At 62.6% G+C, this 20,412-nt stretch carries 19 protein-coding genes; 8 read left to right on the top strand and 11 right to left on the bottom strand.

Features of this window, described 5'->3' with window-relative positions:
- Positions 1-54: 54 nt before the first annotated feature.
- Positions 55-1,287 (bottom strand): chorismate-binding protein, encoded by a 1,233-nt coding sequence (locus DDQ68_RS08840; protein ID WP_109655973.1) that lies wholly within the window; start codon positions 1,285-1,287, stop codon positions 55-57.
- Positions 1,288-1,381: 94 nt separating this feature from the next.
- Complete coding sequence (locus DDQ68_RS08835) at positions 1,382-1,798, bottom strand: hotdog fold thioesterase (RefSeq protein ID WP_109655972.1); 417 nt, start codon at positions 1,796-1,798, stop codon at positions 1,382-1,384.
- Positions 1,799-1,906: 108 nt separating this feature from the next.
- Between DDQ68_RS08835 and DDQ68_RS08830 the strand changes: the two genes are divergently transcribed.
- The 6 genes from DDQ68_RS08830 (at position 1,907) to DDQ68_RS08805 (ending at position 10,164) form a co-directional block, all read left to right on the top strand.
- On the top strand, positions 1,907-2,524 hold the full coding sequence (locus tag DDQ68_RS08830) for a histidine phosphatase family protein (protein WP_109655971.1): 618 nt from the start codon (positions 1,907-1,909) through the stop codon (positions 2,522-2,524).
- Positions 2,525-2,617: 93 nt separating this feature from the next.
- A complete protein-coding gene (locus DDQ68_RS08825; RefSeq protein ID WP_109655970.1) occupies positions 2,618-4,366 on the top strand; it encodes a pyruvate dehydrogenase complex dihydrolipoamide acetyltransferase in 1,749 nt (582 codons plus the stop codon).
- Between the two features lie 161 nt (positions 4,367-4,527).
- Positions 4,528-7,113: a TonB-dependent receptor gene (locus DDQ68_RS08820; protein ID WP_109655969.1), complete on the top strand. Its 2,586-nt coding sequence runs from the start codon at positions 4,528-4,530 to the stop codon at positions 7,111-7,113.
- A 196-nt stretch (positions 7,114-7,309) separates the two neighbouring features.
- The gene (locus DDQ68_RS08815) at positions 7,310-8,419 is read left to right on the top strand and encodes an acyltransferase family protein (protein ID WP_109655968.1); all 1,110 of its coding nucleotides are present in this window, start codon (positions 7,310-7,312) and stop codon (positions 8,417-8,419) included.
- Positions 8,420-8,561: 142 nt separating this feature from the next.
- The gene (hslV, locus tag DDQ68_RS08810; protein ID WP_070739090.1) at positions 8,562-9,104 is read left to right on the top strand and encodes an ATP-dependent protease subunit HslV; all 543 of its coding nucleotides are present in this window, start codon (positions 8,562-8,564) and stop codon (positions 9,102-9,104) included.
- Positions 9,105-9,192: 88 nt separating this feature from the next.
- Complete coding sequence (locus tag DDQ68_RS08805; protein ID WP_109655967.1) at positions 9,193-10,164, top strand: deoxyhypusine synthase family protein; 972 nt, start codon at positions 9,193-9,195, stop codon at positions 10,162-10,164.
- A gap of 248 nt (positions 10,165-10,412) precedes the next feature.
- Here the strand turns inward: DDQ68_RS08805 and DDQ68_RS08800 are convergent, their stop codons facing one another.
- The 6 genes from DDQ68_RS08800 to DDQ68_RS08775 all read right to left on the bottom strand — a co-directional run bounded on the left by DDQ68_RS08800 (position 10,413) and on the right by DDQ68_RS08775 (position 14,213).
- Complete coding sequence (locus tag DDQ68_RS08800; protein WP_109655966.1) at positions 10,413-10,613, bottom strand: hypothetical protein; 201 nt, start codon at positions 10,611-10,613, stop codon at positions 10,413-10,415.
- 234 nt (positions 10,614-10,847) lie between these two features.
- Entirely contained in the window at positions 10,848-11,420 is a 573-nt protein-coding gene (locus DDQ68_RS08795) for a DUF1572 family protein (RefSeq protein ID WP_109655965.1), read from the bottom strand.
- Between the two features lie 71 nt (positions 11,421-11,491).
- Entirely contained in the window at positions 11,492-11,980 is a 489-nt protein-coding gene (locus DDQ68_RS08790) for a hypothetical protein (protein WP_109655964.1), read from the bottom strand.
- A 216-nt stretch (positions 11,981-12,196) separates the two neighbouring features.
- The gene (locus tag DDQ68_RS22725; protein ID WP_162549962.1) at positions 12,197-12,757 is read right to left on the bottom strand and encodes a hypothetical protein; all 561 of its coding nucleotides are present in this window, start codon (positions 12,755-12,757) and stop codon (positions 12,197-12,199) included.
- 13 nt (positions 12,758-12,770) lie between these two features.
- On the bottom strand, positions 12,771-13,229 hold the full coding sequence (locus DDQ68_RS08780) for a hypothetical protein (RefSeq protein ID WP_109655962.1): 459 nt from the start codon (positions 13,227-13,229) through the stop codon (positions 12,771-12,773).
- Positions 13,230-13,289: 60 nt separating this feature from the next.
- Positions 13,290-14,213, bottom strand: coding sequence for a DUF58 domain-containing protein (locus DDQ68_RS08775; RefSeq protein ID WP_109655961.1), 924 nt, complete (start codon positions 14,211-14,213; stop codon positions 13,290-13,292).
- 152 nt (positions 14,214-14,365) lie between these two features.
- On the opposite strand from DDQ68_RS08775, the gene DDQ68_RS08770 reads away from it, so the two are divergent.
- Together DDQ68_RS08770 and ychF are read left to right on the top strand one after the other, a co-directional pair.
- Positions 14,366-14,740: a DUF3276 family protein gene (locus tag DDQ68_RS08770; RefSeq protein WP_109655960.1), complete on the top strand. Its 375-nt coding sequence runs from the start codon at positions 14,366-14,368 to the stop codon at positions 14,738-14,740.
- Between the two features lie 322 nt (positions 14,741-15,062).
- Entirely contained in the window at positions 15,063-16,163 is a 1,101-nt protein-coding gene (ychF, locus tag DDQ68_RS08765; protein WP_109655959.1) for a redox-regulated ATPase YchF, read from the top strand.
- 146 nt (positions 16,164-16,309) lie between these two features.
- On the opposite strand, the gene DDQ68_RS08760 is transcribed toward ychF, so the two are convergent.
- From DDQ68_RS08760 to DDQ68_RS08750, 3 genes are read right to left on the bottom strand one after another with little or no spacing between them, the layout of a single operon-like run.
- The gene (locus tag DDQ68_RS08760) at positions 16,310-17,941 is read right to left on the bottom strand and encodes a TolC family protein (RefSeq protein ID WP_245897385.1); all 1,632 of its coding nucleotides are present in this window, start codon (positions 17,939-17,941) and stop codon (positions 16,310-16,312) included.
- The gene (locus tag DDQ68_RS08755; RefSeq protein ID WP_109655958.1) at positions 17,938-19,326 is read right to left on the bottom strand and encodes an HlyD family secretion protein; all 1,389 of its coding nucleotides are present in this window, start codon (positions 19,324-19,326) and stop codon (positions 17,938-17,940) included. Before DDQ68_RS08755 ends, DDQ68_RS08760 begins: the two co-directional genes overlap by 4 nt.
- Positions 19,319-20,326, bottom strand: coding sequence for an ABC transporter transmembrane domain-containing protein (locus DDQ68_RS08750; RefSeq protein WP_109655957.1), 1,008 nt, complete (start codon positions 20,324-20,326; stop codon positions 19,319-19,321). The genes DDQ68_RS08755 and DDQ68_RS08750 overlap by 8 nt, the downstream gene beginning before the upstream one ends.
- Positions 20,327-20,412: the final 86 nt, after the last annotated feature.

The raw sequence follows: 20,412 nt of genomic DNA, 5'->3' as shown, positions 1-20,412 counted from the left end.
GCCGGAAAGATGCTTCGCTGCGCGCCGCATGACGACCTTTTTGTTTGTAGATACTCATTGTAAAACCGTGGCTACGGTTTGCAGTTTCATTTCGGTTTCCTGCCACTCGCGCTCGGGGTCCGAGTCCGCCGTCAGGCCGGTGCCGGCGTAGAGGATGGCCTCGTGGGCGCGCACTTGCAGGCAGCGCAGGTTCACGAAGAGGCGGGCGATGCCGGGCGCGGCCACGTTCACGGGGCCCAGAAAGCCGCTGTAATAGGCGCGGTCGTAGCGCTCATGCTGGTGCAGAAACGCCAGCGCCGCCAGCCGGGGCATGCCGCCCACGGCCGAGGTGGGGTGCAGCAGGCGCAGCATGTCGGTGCCCAGGTTGGGGAAGGGTACTGCGTTCAGGTCCACCTCGAAGTCGGTGCGCAGGTGCAGGAGCTGGCCCGCCACCACAGTGCGGGGCCCTGTTTCCTGGTATTCGCGCAGGCGCAACTGCTTGAAGCAGTTCACGATGAAGCGCGCCACCAGGGCTTGCTCCTCAATCTCCTTTTGCCGCCAAATGGCCGTGCGGGGCGAGGCCGCCTCCGTCACGGGCTGGGTGGCGGCTAGCGCCACGGTGCGGAAGTGCCCGTCGGCCGTGACCTCGGCCAGCACCTCGGGCGTGGCCCCCAGCCAGGTGCCCGCGCCCGGCACGCTCACCAGCGACACGAACGCCTGCGGGTACTTCGCGCTGAGCTTGTCGAACGCCGCGAGCGGGTCGAACCCGGCCGGCAGCGGCCGGCGCGCTGCCCGCGAGCTGACCACCTTCAGCACCGTTTTTTCCTTGATGGCCGCCACGCCCTCGCGCACCAGCGCCGTGTACTCGGCCTCGGTGGCGGCGGCCGGGGCGGGCTGCGGGCTGTGGTGCCAGGCCAGCGCGGCGGGCGTGGGCAGCGCCAGCCAGGCCGCGATGTTGGGCAGCAGCGCGCGGGCAGCCGGTGCCACCAGAACGGCATCGGGCCGGGCCGCGTCGTAGCGCACGTCGGCGGGCAGGAAAAAGGCCGGGTTGTGGTCGGATTCGCGGAAGGGGAAGAACGCGAAGCCCGCCGGGGCCCCCGCGTCGAGGGCGGGCGGCAGGCCGGTGTAGGCGGCTTCGAGCGAGCGGCTCACCAGCAGCTGCGGGCGGCCGGCGCCGGGCTCGCGCCACACCGCCAGCGGGCGGCCCGTGCGCAGGGCCCCCGCCACGAGGTGGCGCAGCCGGGCCAGGGCCCCCAAGCCCGCCGCGGCAGGCGGCCACAACAGCAAGCGCGGTTCGGGGAGCGGCATGGAGGGGTTGGTCAAAACAAGAAAGGCGAGGCATTCATGGCCGACTGCGGGCCAAAAGACGAACAACCGACAACGAACAACTGACAACGAAAACCTAGCGGGGCAGGTCAACTACGGCCATCGTGATGCGGCTGATACAGACCAAGGCCCCCGTTTCTTCGTGGGTGATGCGGATTTCCCACACCTGCGTGCTGCGGCCCACGTGCACCGGCGTGGCCCGGCCGCGCACCCAGCCGTCGCGCACGCCCTTCAGGTGGTTGGCGTTGATTTCCAGGCCTACGCAGGCCTGCTTGGCGGGGTCGACGCGGCTGGCGGCCCCCACGCTGCCCAGCGTTTCGGCCAGCGCCACCGAGGCCCCGCCGTGCAGCAGGCCCATCGGCTGGTGGGTGCGGCCATCCACGGGCATCCGGCCCTCGATGTAGTCGGCGGTGAGAGCGGTCAGTTCAATGCCAAGGGCGTCGGCCAGGGTGGGGCGGGCGGCCGTCCAGGCCATTACTTCGTCGAGGGTCATTTATGGGTGTTTGGCGCGGATGCTAGATGAGCATGACGCCTCAATTTAGTAGGGTACTGAATTCAAACCCGTACTTTGGGCCATTGTTCCGCAAAACTACCCCGAAACGTGAGGCCCCGGATCATCTTTTTGCTGCGCCACGGCCAGACCGATTTCAACGTGCAAAACATTGTGCAGGGCAGCGGCATCGACTCTGACCTGAACGACACCGGCCGCCGCCAGGCCGCGCAGTTTTTTGCCGCTTACGGCCGCGTGCCGTTTGCTAAAGTGTACACCTCGGCGCTGCGCCGCACCGGCCAATCGGTGCAGGGCTTCCTCGACCTGGGCCTGCCCCACGAGGCGCACGCGGCCCTGAACGAAATCAGCTGGGGCCGCCGCGAGGGCACCCGCATCACCGTGGCCGAAGACGCCGAGTACCGCGCCACGCTGGCCGCCTGGGCCGCCGGCGACGATTGCGCCCGCCTCGAAGGCGGCGAGAGCCCCGCCGAAGTGGCCGCCCGCCAGCGCCCGTTCATCGAGCTGCTAACGGCCCGCGCCGACGAAGAAACCGTGCTCGTATGCCTGCACGGCCGGGCCCTGCGCGTACTGCTCTGCCAGCTGCTGCACTACCCGCTCAGCTGCATGGGCGGCTTCGAACACAGCAACTTGTGCTTGTACAAGCTGGAGTATACCGGCAAAGTGTTCACGGTGAAAAATTTTCTGGACACCGCTCATTTGCAAAGCTGAGCGCGGCGGCCGGCGGCAGGTGGGCCCTGGCCGGTTGGTGCGCCCAACTTTTCGGGCTAATTTTGGCCTAATTAACCCAAGCGCGACAACCCGATGGCCGAAATCATAAAAATGCCCAAAATGAGCGACACGATGACCGAGGGCGTCATCGCGGCCTGGCTCAAAAAAGTAGGCGATAACGTGAAAGCCGGCGATATCCTGGCCGAAGTCGAAACCGACAAGGCCACCATGGAGCTGGAAAATTACGACGACGGCACCCTGCTCTACATCGGCCCGAAAGAAGGCGAAGCCGTGGCCGTAGACGGTATTTTGGCCATTGTGGGCAAGCCGGGCGAAGATTTTTCAGCGCTGCTGAACGGCGGTGGGGCCCCCGCCGCCCCCAAGGCTAAGGCCGGGGCCGCCCCGGCCCCGGCGCCCGAGGCCCCCAAGCCCGCCCCGGCCCCCGCCGCTGAAGCTCCCAAACCTGCGGCTTCCACGGCCCCCGCCGCGCCCGCCAACGGCAAGAAAGCCACCGTGGTTCTCATGCCCAAAATGAGCGACACGATGACCGAAGGCACCATCGCCGCCTGGCTGAAAAAGGTGGGAGACAAGGTGAAAGCCGGCGATATCCTGGCCGAAGTCGAGACCGACAAAGCCACCATGGAGCTCGAAAACTACGAGGACGGCACCCTGCTCTACACGGGCCCTAAGGCCGGGGAAGCCGTGGCCGTGGACGGTATTCTGGCCATCATCGGCGAGGAAGGCGCTGATATTCAGTCGCTGCTGGGCGGCCAGAGCGGCGGTGCTGCCCCGGCCCCCACTGCGGCTGAGGCGGCCCCCGCCGGGGCCCCAGCGCCGGCTGCTGCAGCTGAAGAGCCCGCCGCGCCCGCCGGTCGCATCCTGGCCTCGCCGCTGGCCAAGAGCATCGCCAAGGAAAAAGGCATTAACCTGGCCCAGGTGAAGGGCAGCGGCGACAACGGCCGCATCGTGCAGCGCGACGTGGAAGCCTTCGCGCCCGGCCTAGCCGCGCCAGCCCCGGCCGCCATACCTGCCGCTGTGCCCGCCGCCGTGCCCGCCACGGCCCCCAACGAATATATTGCCGCTGCCTTGCCCGCGGCCGCGCCCGCCGCGCCGGCGCCCAAAGCCGCGCCGACCCCCGCGCCGGCCCCCGCCGCAGCCGAAGGCACCTACACCGACACGCCGGTGTCGCAGATGCGCAAGGTGATTGCCAAGCGCCTGTCGGAGAGCCTGTTCACAGCTCCGCATTTCTATCTCACGATGGAAATTCTGATGGACAAGGCTATGGAGGTGCGTACGCAACTCAACACGCTCTCGCCGGTGAAACTGAGCTTCAACGACCTGGTGGTCAAGGCGTCGGCCGTGGCCCTGCGCCAACACCCGGTGGTCAACTCGTCGTGGCTCGGCGACCGGATTCGCCAGAATAAGGTCATCAACATCGGCGTGGCCGTGGCTGTGGACGAAGGATTGCTGGTACCCGTTATCCGCAACGCCGACGGCAAGGGCCTCTCGCAGATTGCCATCGAAGTGAAGGAGCTGGCTGGCAAGGCCAAGAGCAAGAAGCTCCAGCCCGCCGAGTGGGAGGGTAGTACCTTCACCATCAGCAACCTGGGTATGTTCGGCATCGACGAGTTCACGGCCATCATCAACACGCCGGATGCCTGCATCCTGGCCGTGGGAGGCATCAAGCAAACCGCCGTGGTGAAGGATGGCCAGCTGGCCATCGGCAACATCATGAAGGTGACGCTGAGCTGCGACCACCGCGTGGTGGACGGCGCCACCGGCGCGGCCTTCCTCCAAACGCTGAAAGCGCTGCTGGAAGACCCTATGCGGATGCTGATTTGACCCTTGGCCGCCGCCTAAGCCACGCAATTTTTTAGAGTAACCCAGAGAATCAGCCCCCACCGGGCTGATTCTCTGCTTTTAAACCCGTTGGGGCCCCTAACGAGCGGGGGTGGTATGGAAAATAGTCTATATTTATGGACCATCACACAGTTCCTTGCATTATGAATAAAAAACTACTAATTGTACCGCTCGTATTGGCCAGCAGCACGGCCTGGGCGCAGAGCCGCACCGTATCGGGCCAGATCCTCGATGCGGCGGGGGCCCCCATCATTGGGGCCACGGTGGTGGAAAAAGGTACCAACAACGGCATCAGCACCGACGCCGCGGGCCGCTTCGTACTGCGCGCCCGCACGGCCCAGCCGCGGCTGCAAATCAGCGCCCTGGGCTACACCAGCCAGGAAGTGGGCACCGAGGGCCCCGTGGCCGTGCACCTGGCCGCCAACAGCACGGCCCTCGAAGGCGTGCAGGTGGTGGGCACGCGCAGCCTCAACCGCTCGGTGACGGACTCGCCCTCGCCGGTCGACATCATCGACGTGCGGCAGGTGACGGCCAAAACCGGCCAACTCGACGTGAACCAGCTGCTGCAATTCGTGGCGCCGTCCTTCAACTCGAACCGCCAGACCGGGGCCGACGGCGCCGACCATGTGGACCCCGCCAGCCTGCGCGGCCTGGGCCCCGACCAAACCCTGGTGCTCGTGAACGGCAAGCGCTGGCACCAGTCGGCGCTCGTAAACCTGTTCGGCAGCCGCGGCCGCGGCAACACGGGCACCGACCTGAACACGATTCCAGCTGCCAGCATCGAGCGTATTGAGATTCTGCGCGACGGGGCCTCGGCCCAGTACGGCTCCGATGCCATTGCGGGCGTCATCAACATCGTGCTGAAAACCAGCACCAAGGAGCTGACCGCTAACGCTAACTACGGGGCTTACACGGCCAAGTACCGCTTCGACGACAAGACTTTTGACGGGGGCAACTTCAACGCCAACGCCAACTACGGCGTGGCCGTGGGCCAGGGCGGCTTCGTGAACGCCACCGTCGACTTCAACCTGCGCGAGCACACCCAGCGCGCCAACGTGCCGGCCCCCGACGGCATTCAGCGCCGCGAGTACGGCGACCCCAAGGCTACCAATACATCGGTGTACCTCAACAGCAAGCTGCCGCTGAGCGAGAAAGTGTACGCCTACGTGTTCGGCGGCATCAACGTGCGCAAGGGTGACGCCTACGCCTACACCCGCTTCCCGACCATCGGCACCGACAGCCTGGGCCACGATATCCCGAACCCGCGCAGCAACGCCACGCTCTATCCCAACGGCTTCGACCCCATCATCACGAGCAGCATTTTTGACGGGCAAGGGGTGGCCGGCATGCGCGGCACCTTCGGGCAGTGGGACGTGGACCTGAGCAACGGCTTTGGCTCCAACAACTTCCACTACGGCGTGAAAAATACGCTGAACGCGACGTTGGGGCCCCAGTCGCCGACGACGTTCGACGCGGGCGGCTTCCAGCTCCAGCAAGACGTGGTGGATCTCAACGTGAGCCGCAACTACAAAACCGTGTTGCAGGGCCTCAACCTGGCCTTCGGCAGCGAGTACCGCCGCGAATGGTACGCGCTGTTTGCCGGCGAAGCGGGGTCGTACCTCAAATATCCGGGGGCCCTCAACGACCGGCCGGGCGGGTCCCAGGGCTTCCCCGGCTTCCAGCCGCGCAACGAGGTGAAGGCCAGTCGCAGCAACATCGGCGTGTACGCCGACGCCGAGCTGGACGTGACCAAGGCCCTGCTGGTGGAGGGCGCGGTGCGCTTCGAGAACTACACCGACTTCGGTAGCAACTTCACCGGCAAGTTGGCCACGCGCCTCAAGCTGAGCGACGCCTTCTCGCTGCGCGGCACGCTGAGCACCGGCTTTCGGGCCCCGTCGCTGGCCCAAATTAACTTCAATACCGTGTTTACCAACGTGGTAGGGGGTAAGCCGGTAGATATTTTGCTCGACCGCAACGACGGGCCGGTGTCGCGGGCGGTGGGCATCCCGGCGCTGCGGCAGGAGCTGTCCCGGTCGGCCAGCGTCGGCTTTACGGGCCGCGCCGGCTCAGTGCTGACGTTTACCGTGGACGGCTACTACATCCACATCAAGGACCGGATTGTGCTAACCGGCACGTTTGGCAGCGACGATAACATCATCGGGCCTACCCTCACGGCCCTAAACGTGGGCCAGGCCCAGTTCTTCGCCAACGCGGCTTCCACCAGCACGTTTGGCCTCGACGCCGTGGTGGCCAACACCTTGGGCGTGGGCATCGGCCGCCTCACCACCACGCTGGCTGCCAACCTCAACCGCCTCAACGTCACGAGTGTGCAAGCCACGCCGCTGCTGGCCGGCAAGGAAGATATCTTCTTCGGGGCCCGCGAGCAGGCGTTTGTAAAGGCCTCGGCACCGCCCTTCAAAATTAACCTCACCCTCGACTACAGCCTCGGCCGCTTCGGGGCCCTGGTGCGGTTCGTGGAGTTCGGCGGCGTGTCGCTCATCGACTACAACGGCGACCTGAACCGCTACAACCCACGCCTAACCACCGACGTGGCCCTGAGCTACGCCCTCACCAACCAGCTGCGCCTCTCGGTGGGCAGCTCTAACCTGTTCAATAAGTACCCCAACTTCTTCAACCCCCAGGCCACCGAAACCGGCGGCGCCTGGGATCCCGTGCAGATGGGCAGCAACGGCCGCTTCCTGTTTGCCAAGCTCCAGGCCCGGTTTTAGAAACGGTTGCGCTTGGGCAAACCAGCTGCTAGTAGCACGCGCCGGTTTGCCCAAGCACAAGGGATAAAAATTTTAATTGGCAGCCATGTTGGGCCGCGCAACAAAATATTATGCTTATTAAATATCTTATCTTTGTAGATGTATAAAATGACGTAGAATTTATTAAAATTTTACTTTAATATTTCCTTATATTGCTATGGATGCGTTGAAAAGACGGGCAATTAGTGGTGACTCCAGCATCTTCCTCGACGGGATGCGCTTGCTAGCAGCCCTCGTTGTTTTGGTTTGGCATGCTTCGTACCAGTGGTTGCCCGGCTACCCCCGTTTGCTAGCCATTTTCGACGATCTGTCGCACGCCGCAGTTATTGTGTTTTTCGTGCTGTCCGGCTACCTTATTGCCTACACCACCACCAACAATAACCGGGGGCCCCGGCAGTATGCCGTGGCCCGCCTCAGCCGTCTATACTCGGTGTTGATTCCGGCCCTAGTCATCACGGCGCTCATCGAGTTCGCCGTGTCTTACCTAGACCCAGTAATTTCCGCGAGCTATTCCCGTGGCAACCCGTTGCCCCGCTACGCGTTGTGTCTGGCTTTTTGCAATGAAATAGGGCTGCTTTCGGCCTCGCCGCCCATCAATAATCCGTTGTGGTCGTTGAGCTTTGAGTTTTGGTACTACGCCATTTTTGGGCTCTGGTTTTTTCGGCATCCCGGTGCCAAGTCGCTGATATTGATCGTGTTGGCGTGTTGTGTGGCGGGTCCCAAAATACTTTTGCTGATGCCCATCTGGGTACTCGGTTTCCTGGCTTACCGCATACCTGCGCCTACGTTTACAATTAAACGCGGGTGGGCCTTGGTGGGTGTTTTGATTTTTGTAGCGGTCCTGGTGGTGATTTACGTTCCCGATTTTCCCTATAATCTGGGGCGCAAGCCTTTTTTCTACGCTAACCGGTTCCTGACCGATTGGCTGACGGGAATCATCTTCGCGCTGGCCGTCTGGCTGTTGCCCGCGGGAAGCAACGCCGTAAAACCTGCAGCGGTGAATTTGCTGCGCACGATTGCCGATTTGTCGTTCCCACTGTACATTTTACACTACCCCTTGCTTGTGCTGTGGCGTGCCGCGTTCGGGTGGCGCGCAAACGACGTGTCTCAGATGTGTATCGCCATCGTTTCGGTCACCGTCGTGGCAGTTATCATTGGTGTCTTCTTGGAGCAGCAGCGTGGCATATGGGTGCGGTTTTTCAAGTGGGCCGTCAACTGCATCAAACCCCTGCCTATCCCATTTTCCGAAAAGACGCTGCCAGTTTAGCCGTTGCGGGCCCCCTTGGGGGCCCGCAACGGCCGCACGGCTTGAGCTTTTTTACGAGCGGCCGGGCCCTGGGAGGCCGGCCGCTTTTTTGGTAAACGCGGCCGCTGCGGTGCGCCCGGTGAAAGGAGCGTATTTTTGCCCCATGCTCCCAAAAATTCGCTCCACGACCGTGCTTGGCGTGCGCCACAACGGCCAGATTGCCCTCGGGGCCGACGGCCAGGCCACCATGGACAAGCACGTGGCCAAAAACAACGTGCGCAAAGTGCGCCAGCTCAACGACGGCAAGGTGGTCACCGGCTTTGCCGGATCCACAGCCGATGCTTTCATGCTGCTCGACCGCTTCGAGGAGAAGCTGGCCGCCTACGGCAGCAACCTCAAGCGCGCCGCCATCGAGCTGGCTAAAGACTGGCGTAAAGACCAGTACCTGCGTAAGTTAGAAGCTATGATGGTGGTCTGCGATAAAGACGAGCTACTCATTATCAGCGGCACCGGCGACGTGCTGGAGCCCGACATGGACGTGGCCGCCATCGGCTCGGGGGCCATGTACGCGCAGGCCGCCGCCCTGGCCCTGAAGAAGCACGCCCCGCACCTCACCGCCCGCCAGATGGTGGAAGACGCCCTGCACATCGCGGCTGACATCTGCATCTACACCAACCATAATTTGATTATCGCCGAGCCGGCGTAAGGTTTGGCTGTTGGCTTTTCGTACAGCACCATACCGACTTATCTCCCAAAAGCTAATGGCTAACAGCTAAAGGCTAACAGCTTAAAAAATGCATATCACCAATTTCCTCAAGCACCACTACCGCCACTTCAACGCCGCCGCCCTCATCGACGCGGCCGACGGCTACAATAAGCACATCGCCGAAGGCGGCAAAATGATGATTACCCTGGCCGGGGCCATGAGCACTGCCGAAATGGGTATTCAGCTGGCCGAGCTCATTCGCCAGGATAAAGTGCAGATCATCAGCTGCACGGGCGCCAACCTGGAGGAGGATATCTTCAACCTGGTGGCCCACGATTTCTACGAGCGGGTACCTAATTACCGCGACCTGACGCCCGCCGACGAGCAGGCCCTGCTGGCCCGCCACATGAACCGCGTGACCGATACCTGCATTCCCGAAGAGGAAGCCATGCGCCGCCTGGAGCACACGGTGCTCAAATTCTGGGAGAAGGCCGACAAGGCCGGCGAAGCCTGTTTCCCGCACGAATTCTTCTACCAGATTTTGCTCAGCGGCGAGCTGGAGCAGTACTACCAGATTGACCCTAAGGACTCGTGGATGCTGGCCGCGGCCGAGAAAAACCTGCCCATTATCTGCCCCGGCTGGGAAGACTCGACGCTCGGCAACATCTACGCTGGCCACGTCATCACCGGCGACATCAAGAACGTGCACACCATGCGCACGGGCATCCAGTACATGATTTACCTGGCCGACTGGTACACTAAGCAGGCTACGGACGAAAGCAAAGTAGGCTTCTTCCAGATTGGTGGCGGCATTGCCGGCGACTTCCCCATCTGCGTGGTGCCCATGTTGCACCAGGACCTGGGCCGCACCAGCGTGCCGCTGTGGGGCTACTTCTGCCAGATTTCGGACTCGACTACCAGCTACGGCAGCTATTCCGGTGCCGTACCCAACGAGAAAATTACCTGGGGCAAACTGGGCGAGAAAACGCCGAAATTCATCATCGAAAGCGACGCCACCATCGTGGCCCCGCTGATTTTTGCGATTGTGCTGGGGCAATAACTGCCGCTTAACTTTTCGAAAAGGCCCGCCGCTGATTGTCAGCGGCGGGCCTTTTTGCGATAAACAGGGCTCCTCGGACTCTGACAAGAGCTCTGTTTCGTTAGGTATTGCGCGGTTTCAGGATTGGTGTGCGTAGGGTGTGGTGCGTGTCTCTGACCGCCCGGGAATGGAACCGCTGTTACAGCGCAAGGGCCGGGCCGGGACATGCCCCGCATCCTGCACGCTACCGTCCGCACACTGAAACCGCGCTAAGCTGCGCTGCCTGAGTTAATGCGCAACGGGAAGTAGCGGCTGCGGTGCCGGCGGCGGTCGGCCACTGCCGCACGAGGGGCGGGCTGGGGGCCCTCGGGGCGGCGGTCCTTCATCTTTTGCTGGTAGTCAAAATCTTCTTCCTCCTGCTGGAAGTAATAAGAATCGCTGAGGGCGAGGCGGCCAAATAGGTAAAGCATGACGGGCGGGATGGGGTGAAGCAGCAAGGCTGGTATGTAGACGGGATGCCGCGCGGCTTACTGTAGTTGCAACCCGAAAAATTGCACTCGACCAATCCCCGTCTTTTCGCTACGAAACCCGGCGCCACGGCTACCAGCGGCCGGGGTGAATTGCCGCGCACGTTAGCCTTTCCCGCTCGCCTAGGGAAGGATTTGCCCACACCGGGGCCCTAACCTGCGCAAAAATCAGCCTTGTTAAAGCGGGGCGCCGCCCAAAAGCTCGTCGGTGAAATGTGCCTGGTGCGGGGGCTGGGCAAATTTATCGGCGTTGTAGGTTGCCGATGCGCCGCGCGGGATGGAGAGCGACTGCCACGCGTCGCCGGCCACCAAGCGGGCTAGGAACACCATTTGGCCCACGTGGTAGGGGTAGTGCGCCAGTTGCCGGTTGATGGCCTCGGCCACGGTGTGGCCCTGGTGGCGGATGTACACGACCCGGCCCAAATCGGCCACCGTCAGCCCGTCGAGAGCCCTAAACAGGCACTGCCAGCCGGCTTCCCACTTTTCGAGCACTGTGGCGCGGGTGCGTAGGTCGTTGTCGAACTCGGCCTCGCGGTAGCGCCAGGGTTTCTCGCCGTCGGTGGTCAGGAAATCCGTCCAGCGCGATAACATATTGCCCCACAAGTGCTTCACGATGGCCGCCAGGCTGTTGCTGGCCGCGTTGGGCTGCCAATTGAGTTGGTCGTCGGGCACTTGGGCCAGGGCTTGCTCGCCCAGCAGCTTGTAGTAGGCGAACTGCTTTTTGGTGCTGGCGAGGAAGTCGGCGGTCATGGCAGGGGGTGATTGGTGCGCCACGAGTTTACGCCGCCCGTGCGCAAAACCCTAGCGGCCCGGGGGCCCCGCTAGCGCCACACGGCGGCCACCGTAGTATCGGCGATGCTGAGGCGGGCGGGCGTGGTGGTCAGGTCGAGGGTGCCGGTGGTGTGGCGGTTGCGCACGGTGATGCGTAGGCGGTACACCTGGGCTGGCAAATCCTGGAGGCTGATGGCGCTTTGGGCGGGCCCGATATCGGTGGTCAGGCCGTCGTGCACCACGCCGCAGTAGCGCAGGCTCAGCAGGTCGCCTTGCCGGATGAGGGAGGCGATGAGGTGGTCGCCGCCGCTGGTATTGAACACGTTGTCTTTGCTGAATAGAAACGTTTCGACCGTGCCCGGCAGCTGCACGGCTTGCTGCTGGGTGCGCAGCAGCACATGGTAGCCGCTGGGCCCCGGCGCGCCGCAGTCGTCTTCCGTTGCCAGTTCTGTGCCCGCGCTGGGTGCCAGGCTTGGGTCGTCGCTTTTGCTGCAACTGAACAGCGCGAGGGAAACGGCAAAAAGCAGAGGCAAGCGCATGCGTACGGACAGAAAAAAGCGGGAGCGCCTAGATGACCCCCGCGTGGCCGAAAAGGTTGCACGGCCGGCCGCCGGGGCCCGCTGGATCATTGCCCAGTACCTCGAAGCTTCAGATAGGATATTACTGTAGAATTATTTGCATGAAAAAGCCTTCCCACTGCGTACTGGGAAAGCTTTTTCATTTATAGCGCAACGCACGCGAGTGAAAACAAAGAATTAGCCGGTGATAGCTACGATGCACCTCAGTTTTCCTGCGGCAACGTTTTTGCTGAAGTCATCAATTTCATTATGGCTAAACAGCCCCGCTTTAGCAATTGAAGAAGATTGGTTCGAAAGGGGAGCATTGATGTATTTGGGAAGTGCCATATCACTCTTTACTTGCCAAAAGCCATCCGGTTGTAGTTGCTTGTTCAATCGAATGATGTACAGTTCTTGCCAACCTACGTGAATTGGTGATAAACGCCCTGTTTTCGAAAAGGCTGATACCGTCTTGACTTGTACATGCCAGACAGATTCGTTATCTGTCACCTTAATGTCCCAGACAGGATTGCCGTTGCCCCCAAAAATAACGTCCGCATTGGGGTATTTGCCGAGCAAGTACAGGTGGGCGTAAAACTCGCCCACAGCTCCTGTTTTTTGGTCACCTTGGGGAATAGGGCCCCGAGGATTTTGCAACTGTTCCAAGGCATCATAAGCCTTCGCATAATTGGCAATAGCTTGCTCAACTTGCACGAGCGTCGAGCTTTCTCCTGATTCCGTACTTGGGTTTGCAGCCATAAAGTATTGCTGCCTAATACCGGAACAGCGGCCGGTACGGGTTCCAGATACCCCATGGAATCATGAGCAGGACCAAGAATAGGGCGACGCCATAGTAGATGAAGGCTGTTTTGTGCTTGGCTGTGTCGTTGAGGCGCTTTTTGGAGAGCGTGCGGCCGACTTGGGCGATGATGATGGCCAGCACCATCAGGGCCACGTGCTGCACGCCGAAGAAGCGCACTATTGGGTCTTTCAGGGCCCCAGCCACTTTTACGGCCTTCAGGCCCCAGGGGCTCAGGCCGAAGTACAGGCCCAAGCCCACGATGAGCTGCAACAGCATGAAACCCACGAAGCTGGCCCCGAAGGCGTTGTCGCCCTTGCTAAACGGGCGGCGGCCGGTCCAGCCCACGTAGGCGCGGTACACGGCCACGAGGCCGGCCCCGAGCACGAAGTAGCGGAGGTAAGAGTGTAGATAGAGCAGAATTTGGTACATGGTGCTGAGGGGGAGCGTGGGTGATGGGTACTACAACAAAAGTAGGGGCAAGTTGGGCCCTTAGCGGCCCTTGCCGCGCTTCACCAGGTAGGCGTACAGCACTTTTTCGAAGGGCTCGCGCACGTCCACGGGCACGAAATCAATCTTCAATTGCCCGCAGCGCAGGGCCAGGTCCTGCTCGAAAGTGGCCATGGCGGCCCGGTACTGCTCCCGAATCTGGGAGGGCTGGAGCTTGATTTCCTGGCCCGTTTCCACGTCTTCGAAGATGTAGGGGCGCTCGGCAAAGTCAAAGTTGGCCTCTGTGCTGCGGTCGAGCACGTGGAAGAGCAGCACCTCGTGGTGCTGGTGGCGCAGGTGCTGGAGGGCGGCCAGCGCGGCGGCCTGCTCGGCCGCATCACGCCCCAGCATGTCGCTGAAGAGGATGACGAGTGAGCGTTTGGGAATTTGCTGGGCGATGGTGTGGATGACGCCCGCCACGTCGGTGCCGCGCCGGGGCCCCGCGGGGGCGGGCGGGCGCTCCAGCAGGCGCTGTAAGGCCAGCAGCACGGCGTGGCGGTGGGTGGTGGTGGAGCGCACCGGCGTTTGCAGCTCCACGCGGTCGGCGAAGGTGACGAGGCCCACCGCGTCGCGCTGCCGGGTGAGGAGCGTAGCCAAAGCTGCCGCCGCTACCACGCTGAAAGTTAGCTTGGCGTGGCCCGGGGTAGGGTAGTACATGCTCGGGCTCACGTCGATGAGCAGGTGAGCGCGCAGGTTGGTTTCCTCCTCGTAGCGCTTCACGAACAGCTTGTCGGTGCGGGCAAATACCTTCCAGTCGATGTGACGGGTACTCTCGCCGGGGTTGTAGAGGCGGTGCTCCGAAAACTCGACCGAAAAGCCGTGGTAGGGTGATTGGTGCAGGCCAGTGATGAAGCCGTCGACGAGCTGGCGGGCCAGGAATTCCAGGTTTTCGAACGAGCGGACGGCGGCGAGGTCGGGGGCGGGCATGGGCAGGCGAAAGGGTGGGCCGGGGCCCCGGGGGCCCTGTTCAAAGATACCACAGCGGGGCCCCGGGCGCTTTTTTCTTTGCCTCACCGTACCTACATTCGAATTTACATCAATCGATTGTTCTATTCATCAACTTTACCCACCCAACGCCTGTGGACGACCGCCCCGACCAGGAAGAGATTTATTCCCAACGCATTAAGGCCGGTAAGCGCACGTATTTCTTCGACGTGAAAGCCACCCGCGGCCAGGATTACTACCTGACCATCACCGAAAGCAAGCGCCGCCAGAACAGCGACGACTCGGTTTCGTACGAAAAGCACAAGATTTTCTTGTATAAAGAAGATTTTTTGAAATTTGTGGACGCTCTCCAGGATGCCGTGGACTACGTGCGCGAAGAGCTGCTAACCCCCGAGGAAGTGGCCGAGCTGGACCGCCCCCGCGAGTACGACGAGCGCGACCGCCGCGACGTCCCCGCCGCTGAACAGCGCCCCGCCTTCGACGCCAACCGCAGCGACGACAGCTATTAGGGGGCCCCAGTAACGCATTTGGCTACGCAACGGCGCGAATGGACCTTGGTCTATTCGCGCCGTTTTGGCAGTGGCGTGGGCGCTGCGGTTTTTACTTCGTCTCAGCGGCAATCGTTCGGCTGTAGCGCGGACTTTGTAGTCTGCGTCGCCCGGCCGATTATTGTGTATCAACCGTTCAAAGATGCGGACTACAAAGTCCGCGCTATAGGCTTTGGTTGCCGTTACCTGTGGATTTACAGAATCTACGCTACGGCAAGTCGTACCTTTGCGGCCGAATTGCGCCAATTCACAATTCATAATTCACAATTTATCATTAACTAAAATGGGCCTCCGCTGCGGTATCGTGGGCTTGCCGAACGTCGGCAAATCCACCCTGTTCAACGCGTTATCCAACGCCAAAGCCGAATCGGCCAACTACCCGTTCTGCACCATCGAGCCCAATGTGGGCGTGATTACCGTGCCCGACGAGCGCCTGCAAATCCTGGAGGCGCTGGTGAACCCCAAGCGCGTGCTGCCCACCATCATCGAGTTTGTCGACATTGCCGGCCTCGTGAAAGGCGCCAGTAAGGGCGAGGGCCTGGGCAATAAATTCCTGGCCAACATCCGCGAGGTGGACGCCATCATCCACGTGGTGCGCTGCTTCGACGACCCCAACATCGTGCACGTGGCCGGCGGCGTAGATCCCGTGTTCGATAAGGACGTGATTGACACCGAGCTGCAAATCAAGGATTTGGAGAGCATCGACAAGAAGCTGGTGAAATCGGAGCGCAGCGCCAAGGCCGGCGACGCCGTGGCCAAGAAGGAAGTTGCGGGCCTGCAGAAGTTTAAAACCGCCCTCGAAGCCGGCCAGAACGCCCGCGCCGTGGCCGCTACCGCCGACGACCTGGAGGCCGTGGCCGACTTGCAGCTGCTTACCATCAAGCCCGTGATTTACGTGGCCAACGTGGACGAAGCCAGCATTGCTACCGACGGCAATAACCACGTGGCCGCCCTGCGGGCGCACGTGAAAACCGAAGGGGCCCAAGTGGTACTGGTGTCGGCCGCCATCGAGTCGCAGATTGCCGAGATGGAAGACCCCGACGAGAAGGCGATGTTCCTGGGCGAGTACGGCCTCACTGAGTCGGGCCTGAACAAGCTCATCCGCGCCAGCTACGAGCTGCTGAACCTCATCACCTACTTCACTGCCGGCGTGCAGGAAGTGCGCGCCTGGACCATCCACCGCGGCGACAAGGCCCCCGCGGCGGCCGGCGTCATCCACTCCGATTTCGAAAAGGGCTTCATCCGCGCCGAGGTTATCAAACTGCCTGATTACCAAGAGTACAAAACCGAGGTAAAAATTAAGGAAGCCGGCCGGATGGCCGTGGAAGGCAAGGACTATGTGGTGCAGGACGGCGATATTATGCACTTCCGCTTCAACGTCTGAGCCCGCTGATAATGGATTTTGAGCATAATTAATAGCAAAAGGCCCGGCGCGCAAACGCCGGGCCTTTTGCTTGGAAACGAGCTGGTTTGCTATGAATTGGGGCCCCCAGCATGTAGCTTGGACTACACAGTCCAAGCTACTTGATTTTATTCCGTGCCCGGGGTGCGGGTGCCGGCGTAGTAGTACAGCTCGGCCAGTGATTTTTCGTAGCTGGCCTGTAGGCTGGCCAGTTTCAGGCGGAGGTCGATGAGCTTGGTTTCGCGGGTGTTGATGAGGAAAACGGTGCTCTCGCCGAGGTTGAACTTGGTGAGCTCGGCCCGCAGCAGGGTGCGCTGGTTGTCGATGGTGAGGGCCTGGAGAGCAAGCTGGCGCTCGTAGGCCTTGAGCGTGTTGTAGGTGGACGTGAGCTGGTTAAGGATGGTGCGCCGGCTCTGCTGCTGCTCCAGGCCAGTTTCCTGCACTTGGATGCGCGTTTGCTGGAGCTTGCCGCGCTCCAGGCGTAGGAAGAGGGGGAAGGCAAAATCGACGCCTACCTTGTAGTTATTCCACCCAAAACCGTAGGTGGCCGGCAGCTCGGTGCGGTAGAAATCGCCCTGGCTCAGCAGCGTGCCGCTCACGTTGACCTTGGGCTTGAGCAGCTCGCGTCGGTAGCGCTCCTCGATGCCGAGCTGGCGGATTTTGGCGTCCAGCTTGCGCAGCGTGGGGTGCTGGGCGGCGGCCAGGGCGCTGAGGCGGTTCAGGTCGGTGGTGTCGACGGGAGCCAGGCGCACGGCCTGTGGCACGGCGCGGGTGGGCAGCTCCACGGGCTGGGCGTCGCGGTTCCAGAGGTGGTTGGACAGCACGAGGCGGGCGTTTTGCAGCTCCACGCGCAGCTGCTCGGCCTGCAAGAGGCGGTCCTGGACCGTGATGCGCGCCTCCACCGAGTCGATGGGAGCCTTGTCGCCCGCGTCCACCTGGCGGCTCACGGCCCGGAAGCGGCCCTCGGCCAGTGCTACGCCTTCCTGGATAAGCGCGGTTTGCTGGTAGGTGTAGTACCAGTACCAGTAGTCCTTGGCCGCTTGCAGCCACACCTCGTTGATTTGCTTCACGCGGTCGGCCTCGGCGGCAGCCACCATGATGCGGGCCTGGCGCAGAGTGCTGCGGCGCGCGTCGATGAGCAGGCCCTGGCCCAACGGCACCGACAGGCCAATGCCCGCCAGCCCGGGCAGGGGCGTGCGGTACTCCGGGTTGACGTAGGTGCCCACGTAGCGGTCGTAGCTGGCTTTCAGGTCGACGCCGCCCGGCCACAGCGGTACCTTCAGCTCGTTGGTCCAGTCGTTGTAGTAGTTGGTGCCCCCGAACACTTTGCGGTCGAAGCCCGCGCCCAGCTTCGGGTCGAAGCCGCCGCGGGCCTGCTGCACCTGGGCCTGGGCCTTGGCGCTGAGCAAGACCGCCTGCTTGACGATGGGGTGGTTGGCAAACACCAGCTCGGCCAGGTCCTGCAGCGAGAACACGCGGGTGGAGTCGAGGGCCGCGCGGGGCCCGGCCGGGTCCCCGCCCAGCAGCAGCGGCGCGGCCGGCGTAGCCAGCTTCCCCGGCGTGGCCGGGTCCGAAGTGGGCCGGCGCGGTGCGAGCTGCCCGGGCGCCAGCTGGTCCGGCCCGAGCTGCTCCGGGGCCCCTTGCCCCGCCGGCAGGCCCTGCGCCCGCAGGCCCAGGGGCCCCAGCGCCAGCAGTAGGGGCAGGGCTCCGCGCCGCAGGGCCCCCAGTACAACCGCCGCTAATTTTTGAACTGTCCTCACGACTTGCTACCCTCTCCTTTGCCGCCCTCCGCCTTGATGGGCGACCCGTCGGGCGTGGTGGTCAGGGTGGGGGGGAAGCCGTTGAGCTGACGCCAGATTTCGTACCATACGGGCACCGAATCCAGAATCACCCAGCCGTACACGCCCGAGCCGAGGCGCAGCTGCGGGGGCCAGGGCTGGTCGCCGGGCTGGGTTTGCACGGGGCGCACCAGCAGCCGGTAGCGGCCGTTGGTGCTGCTCACCACGTCAATCACCGACACGGTGCCGCCGAACGTGCCCACCGCCACCGACGGCCACCCCGAGAACTGAATGGCCGGCCAGCCGTCGAATTGCAGCCGCACCTGCCGGCCCCGCTGGATGAGCGGCACGTCCATGGCGCGCACGTACAGTTCGGCGGCCAGCACCGGGGCCTCGGGCTGAAGCGTGGCGATGGCCTCACCTTCCTTGATGGTTTCGCCGATGCCCGCCTTGAGGGTGCGCACCAGATAGCCGGTTTGTGGGGCCCGTACGATGTAGAGGCCGCGGCGCACGGCTACGTTGCTGATTTTGTTGCGCAGCGCCGCTACCTCACCCTCCGAGCTGGCCCGGCTCGACACGGCCGAGCTGCGGTCGGACTCGGTTTTGGCCAGGTTCTCCTGATACTTGGCCTGGATTTCGGTCAGCGCGATGACGCTGTTGTCCAGGGACTGCCGGCTGCTGCCCAGCTTGTTGCGCTGCGATACTACCTTGGCCAGGTCGTTTTGTAGGTTCAGGCGGCGGGCCTCAATGTCGGTGAGCGAAAACAGGCCGTTCTGGTAGCCGGCTTCGTAGCGGGCCAGCCGGTTCTGGGCAATGCGGTAGGCGTTGGTGATGGCCACCAGGTCGGCGCTGTCCATCGCTACCGTATTGCGGGCCTGCTGCACGCGGTTGCGGGCGGCGGCCAGGCCCACCACCAGGCTCATTCGCAGGGCCACAATCTGGCGGCTGGCGGCCGCGATACGGGCCCCATTGGCGGCCACGTTGCCGCGCTTGGCGGCCAGCTGCTCGCCCAGGCGCTCGGGGAGGTTGGGGTCGAAGTACTCGTCCTTAATTTCGGAGAGCGTGAGTAGCGTGTCGCCGCGGCGCACGAGCTGGCCCTCGCGCACGGCCCAGTGCTCGATGCGGCCCGCGATGGCGTTCTGTACCGTCTGGGGCCGGTCCTGGGGCGTGAGGGCCGTGAGGGTGCCGCTGCCTTCGATGTTTTGCCGCCAGGGTAAAAACAGGATGATGAAGAATACCAAGACCGCTACCATCATGACGCGGCCCAGCCGGCGCCCGCCCTCGGGGTCGAGCAGTTCGGGACGGGCTAGGCGGGGCGCTTCCTGCCACACCGCTTGGTCCACGTTTTGGTTAGATAGGTTAAGCATGGGCGGGGCGATTATCGGCGAGGGGCAAATCCGTGACGGCGGCCAGTTTTTCCACGCCGGTCAGGCTGTCGAAGATGGTGCTCACTCCGGTCATCAGTTTTTCAATCGAGCCGCTGATTTGCACAATCAGTATCTCAGCGGCCACAAACTGGCCCAGCGTCATCTGGCGCGACACTACGAACAGTGTGCCCGCCACCAGCAGGCCCCCCGTGAGCAGGGCCCGCAGGGCCACTGTGTAGGTAAAGTACCGCTTCAGCACCTGGAAGTGGCCGTTGCGGGCCTTCAGGTACTCGGCCGTCAGCTCGTCGGTACGGGCCAGCGCTTGCTCCTGCCGCGCCTCGTCGTGGCGGTAAGCGGGCAGGTCGCTGGCCACCTGCTCCAGCAGGGCCACTACCTCGTACTTGTAGGCCGATTCTTCGATGCTGGTGCGCAGAGCGCGGCGGTAGTTCAGGGCGTAGATGAGCACCAGCAGCAGAATGGTGAGCAGGCCAAACGCAATGAATACCGGGTGGTAAAACGATAGCACAATAACGCCAAACAGCACTTGAAACGCCGCAAACATCAAGTCAATCAGGATTTTGGTGAGGCTCTTCTGAATGGTCAGGATGTCGAAAAAACGGTTCACTAGTTCCGGCGGGTTGGCGCCTTCCAGGGCCTCAGGCTTGATGCGTGGCAGGCGCCAGGCAAACTCGATGGCGGCCTTGACAAATAGGCGTTGCTCGATGGCTTCCACTAGCGTCATTTGCCCGATGAGCAGAATGCCGCCCAGCACTACGCCCAGAAATACGACGCCGATGAGGATGTAGGTCGACGAAAATACGGCCCCCATCGATACCAAATTGAATACCGCCTGAGTGCCTAGCGGCAGCGTCAGGCTGATGAGGCCCGTAACGATGGCGTAGAAAATGATGTAGTTAATCGTCTTTCGCTCCGTGTCCAGCATGCGCGTCAGGCGCTGCCAGGCAGTAGGCGGGGGAAGGTTAGCAGAATGCGAAGCCATGCAGAAAAATTGGCCGGCGGCAGCGCCAGTGTGGAAATTAGGGCCCCGGGGATACTAGGGCCCCGGGGTAGAGTGAAATCAACCAG

This window comes from Hymenobacter nivis (genome assembly GCF_003149515.1).
GTDB classification, from domain to species: Bacteria; Bacteroidota; Bacteroidia; order Cytophagales; family Hymenobacteraceae; genus Hymenobacter; species Hymenobacter nivis.
Note: the sequence above shows the minus strand (reverse complement) of the source record. Positions and strands in the feature narration are given on the sequence as shown.

Coding starts and splice junctions, on each gene's coding strand:
- DDQ68_RS08840 (WP_109655973.1), bottom strand. CDS start 1,287: ATGCCGCTCCCCGAACCGCGCTTGCTGTTGTGGCCGCCTGCCGCGGCG.
- DDQ68_RS08835 (WP_109655972.1), bottom strand. CDS start 1,798: ATGACCCTCGACGAAGTAATGGCCTGGACGGCCGCCCGCCCCACCCTG.
- DDQ68_RS08825 (WP_109655970.1), top strand. CDS start 2,618: ATGGCCGAAATCATAAAAATGCCCAAAATGAGCGACACGATGACCGAG.
- DDQ68_RS08820 (WP_109655969.1), top strand. CDS start 4,528: ATGAATAAAAAACTACTAATTGTACCGCTCGTATTGGCCAGCAGCACG.
- DDQ68_RS08815 (WP_109655968.1), top strand. CDS start 7,310: ATGGATGCGTTGAAAAGACGGGCAATTAGTGGTGACTCCAGCATCTTC.
- hslV (WP_070739090.1), top strand. CDS start 8,562: ATGCTCCCAAAAATTCGCTCCACGACCGTGCTTGGCGTGCGCCACAAC.
- DDQ68_RS08805 (WP_109655967.1), top strand. CDS start 9,193: ATGCATATCACCAATTTCCTCAAGCACCACTACCGCCACTTCAACGCC.
- DDQ68_RS08800 (WP_109655966.1), bottom strand. CDS start 10,613: ATGCTTTACCTATTTGGCCGCCTCGCCCTCAGCGATTCTTATTACTTC.
- DDQ68_RS08795 (WP_109655965.1), bottom strand. CDS start 11,420: ATGACCGCCGACTTCCTCGCCAGCACCAAAAAGCAGTTCGCCTACTAC.
- DDQ68_RS08790 (WP_109655964.1), bottom strand. CDS start 11,980: ATGCGCTTGCCTCTGCTTTTTGCCGTTTCCCTCGCGCTGTTCAGTTGC.
- DDQ68_RS22725 (WP_162549962.1), bottom strand. CDS start 12,757: ATGGCTGCAAACCCAAGTACGGAATCAGGAGAAAGCTCGACGCTCGTG.
- DDQ68_RS08780 (WP_109655962.1), bottom strand. CDS start 13,229: ATGTACCAAATTCTGCTCTATCTACACTCTTACCTCCGCTACTTCGTG.
- DDQ68_RS08775 (WP_109655961.1), bottom strand. CDS start 14,213: ATGCCCGCCCCCGACCTCGCCGCCGTCCGCTCGTTCGAAAACCTGGAA.
- ychF (WP_109655959.1), top strand. CDS start 15,063: ATGGGCCTCCGCTGCGGTATCGTGGGCTTGCCGAACGTCGGCAAATCC.
- DDQ68_RS08755 (WP_109655958.1), bottom strand. CDS start 19,326: ATGCTTAACCTATCTAACCAAAACGTGGACCAAGCGGTGTGGCAGGAA.
- DDQ68_RS08750 (WP_109655957.1), bottom strand. CDS start 20,326: ATGGCTTCGCATTCTGCTAACCTTCCCCCGCCTACTGCCTGGCAGCGC.